We start from the raw sequence: 2,665 nt of genomic DNA, 5'->3' as shown, positions 1-2,665 counted from the left end.
CCGTCACCCGCGCTCCCATGCCAACCGCCATCCGCGCCGCGTTGGTTCCGACTACCCCGCCACCTAGAATTACCACCCGACCCGGCAGCACCCCCGGCACGCCACCCAATAAAGTACCGCTGCCACCTTGGGACTTTTCCAGACAGTGGGCGCCGGCCTGAATGGCCATCCGCCCCGCCACCTCACTCATGGGTGCCAGTAGTGGCAGGCGACCGTGGGCATCGGTCACCGTTTCATAGGCAATCGCCATGCAACCGGAAGCCAGTAAACCCTGGGCCTGTTGTGGATCAGGCGCCAAGTGCAAATAAGTAAACAGCGTTTGTCCCGACTGTAACCGCGCACATTCAACCGGTTGCGGTTCCTTAACTTTGACGATCAAATCCGCTTGGGCGAATACCTCATCCGCTGATGCCGCGATGCTGGCTCCAGCTTTCTCATAGGCTGCGTCATCCAGGCTAATACCGATGCCGGCGCCGGTTTCCACCTGCACCGCATGGCCGTGTTGCACCGCTTCACGCACTCCGCCCGGCGTCATTCCAACCCGGTATTCGTGTGTTTTGATTTCTTTCGGTACCCCGATCCGCATGACAATCTCCCGGATGATCCTTTAAGCACAACGATAAAGGGCTTATCGAATGCTCGATAAGCCCTTATCTAAAAAAACTATTCAGCGTCTCCGCTTCGATCTTTCCTCCAACATTAGCAGAGAAAATTCAAGATCGGACGGACGACACGGTGATCACGCTGTCGCCAGCGATTTACCCTTGGAACCGAGATCCTGGAACGCTTCATTCAGCCGCGCCACCATGTTCTCTTCCGCCAGGCGCAAATACTTACGCGGGTCGTAGAACTTCTTGTAGGGCTTGTCGGTTTCCGGATCCACCTGATACAGGAAAGCCTTGGGGTTCTGGCTAACAAACTTGCCAATCGCCTCCGAGTAGGCGAACTGCAAGTCAGTATCAATATTCATCTTGAACACCCCGTAGCCTACTGCCTCGGTGATCTTTTCCTTCTCCGAACCGGAACCGCCATGGAACACCAGATTAAGCGGCTTCGCCCCAGCATTGTGCTGTTTTCCAACCAGCGCTTGGGAATTCTTGAGGATTTCTGGGCGCAGTTGCACATTGCCGGGCTTATACACGCCATGCACATTGCCGAACGAGGCGGCAACCGAGAAATGTCCAATCGGCGATAGCCGATCATAAGCTTGTAGCACGTCTTCCGGCTGAGTGTAGAGATGAGAGTTATCGGCGCTTTCATCCATCTCCTTGCCGATGCCGTCCTCTTCGCCACCCGTCACGCCTAATTCAATCTCCAGGCTCATATCCAACGGAGCCATGCGCTGCAAAATACGGGCGCATTCGTTGAGATTAAACTCCATCGAATCCTCAGATAAATCAAGCATGTGCGAGCTAAACAGCGGCTTGCCATGTTGCTTAAAGTACGCTTGACCGTGATCCAGCAGTGCATCAACCCATGGAATCAGGCTCTTGTTGGCGTGATCGGTATGCAGCACTACGCAGATTCCATAGTGTTCGGCGAGTAGATGAACGTGGTACGCCGCCGCTACCGCACCCAGCACCTTGGCTTTGAAACCATCTTTCATCCCTTGGCCGGCGTAGAACTGCGCGCCACCGTTGGAGAGCTGGATGATAACGTCGGCATTGTTCTTCGCTGCCGCTTCCAGCACCGCATTAACCGTGCTGCTGCTGGCGACATTAACTGCGGGCAGCGCGTAACCGCCAGCTTTGGCTGCGGCCACGAGGGTTAGATAGTCTTTGCCAGTAACGACACCGGGTTTGAGTTGCGCCATGAGCAAGTCCTCTAATAAAGTGACGAGTTGGGTTAAAAACGATTGTCATCGTAGAATTAACCCTGCGATAACACTAGAAATTTGAGCATTTTTTGCCCAAGCTATCGATTAGGTTGGAGCTGGCGGGGGGACTCGAACCCTCGACCTGATGCTTACAAGGCAACTGCTCTACCAACTGAGCTACGCCAGCCCATATCAGCCAAGCGCATTATAGTAGACTGAGCTTGGTTGTTTCGCAAAAACTTCATGCCAGCGATTGACAACCTTGTCTTTGACCATCAAAATGCGCGACTCAAACTTTGGAGGGGTTCCCGAGCGGTCAAAGGGGGCAGACTGTAAATCTGTTGGCTCAGCCTTCGAAGGTTCGAATCCTTCCCCCTCCACCACTTGGGAATGATAGTTTTGGCGTTATGGCTAAGGTGACCGGAAACGCGCCGCATCTTAATAATACCGATACGCCGCTTGGGAGCGACAAGGCGGGTGTAGTTCAACGGTAGAACCTCAGCCTTCCAAGCTGATGGTGTGGGTTCGATTCCCATCACCCGCTCCAAATTATCTAGCAAATTATAGAACTTCAGGCCCATATAGCTCAGTCGGTAGAGCGCATCCTTGGTAAGGATGAGGTCACCAGTTCAAATCCGGTTATGGGCTCCACTCAAATTCCGATGCCGTTGAAACGCCTTTTTGCAATGGTTCAAATCTCTGGCCTCTAAAGTCTTGCATGGGGAGTATATGGATGTCCAAAGAAAAGTTTGAGCGTAACAAGCCACATGTCAATGTGGGAACGATCGGTCATGTGGATCACGGCAAGACCACGCTGACGGCGGCGATCACCAAAGTGATGGCGCAAAA

The 2,665-nt window shown here is 53.4% G+C and carries 3 protein-coding genes and 4 tRNA genes; 4 read left to right on the top strand and 3 right to left on the bottom strand.

The genetic code is table 11. The features are described from left to right. From BN874_RS10570 to BN874_RS10560, 3 genes are all read right to left on the bottom strand, one after another. Positions 1–586 (bottom strand): alanine dehydrogenase (locus BN874_RS10570; RefSeq protein WP_034432973.1); only part of this gene is annotated, 586 nt, incomplete at its 3' end. Positions 587–739: 153 nt separating this feature from the next. Next, positions 740–1,813, bottom strand: coding sequence for a class II fructose-bisphosphate aldolase (fbaA, locus tag BN874_RS10565; protein WP_034432971.1), 1,074 nt, complete (start codon positions 1,811–1,813; stop codon positions 740–742). 114 nt (positions 1,814–1,927) lie between these two features. Beyond that, positions 1,928–2,003: transfer RNA gene (locus BN874_RS10560), tRNA-Thr, on the bottom strand. Between the two features lie 111 nt (positions 2,004–2,114). On the opposite strand from BN874_RS10560, the gene BN874_RS10555 reads away from it, so the two are divergent. The 4 genes from BN874_RS10555 to BN874_RS23545 all read left to right on the top strand — a co-directional run. Beyond that, positions 2,115–2,199: transfer RNA gene (locus BN874_RS10555), tRNA-Tyr, on the top strand. Positions 2,200–2,289: 90 nt separating this feature from the next. After that, positions 2,290–2,363 (top strand) — tRNA-Gly (locus tag BN874_RS10550). A 28-nt stretch (positions 2,364–2,391) separates the two neighbouring features. Further along, positions 2,392–2,467 (top strand) — tRNA-Thr (locus BN874_RS10545). 82 nt (positions 2,468–2,549) lie between these two features. Continuing rightward, the coding region (locus BN874_RS23545) for a GTP-binding protein (RefSeq protein ID WP_154724696.1) at positions 2,550–2,665 on the top strand (116 nt) is incomplete at its 3' end.

This window comes from Candidatus Contendobacter odensis Run_B_J11 (assembly GCF_000531125.1).
In the GTDB taxonomy this organism is placed as follows: domain Bacteria; phylum Pseudomonadota; class Gammaproteobacteria; order Competibacterales; family Competibacteraceae; genus Contendibacter; species Contendibacter odensensis.
This window is presented reverse-complemented; position numbering and strand designations above follow the sequence as displayed.

Excerpts from the sequence above, each read along its gene's own strand:
- fbaA (WP_034432971.1), bottom strand. The coding sequence starts at position 1,813 with ATGGCGCAACTCAAACCCGGTGTCGTTACTGGCAAAGACTATCTAACC.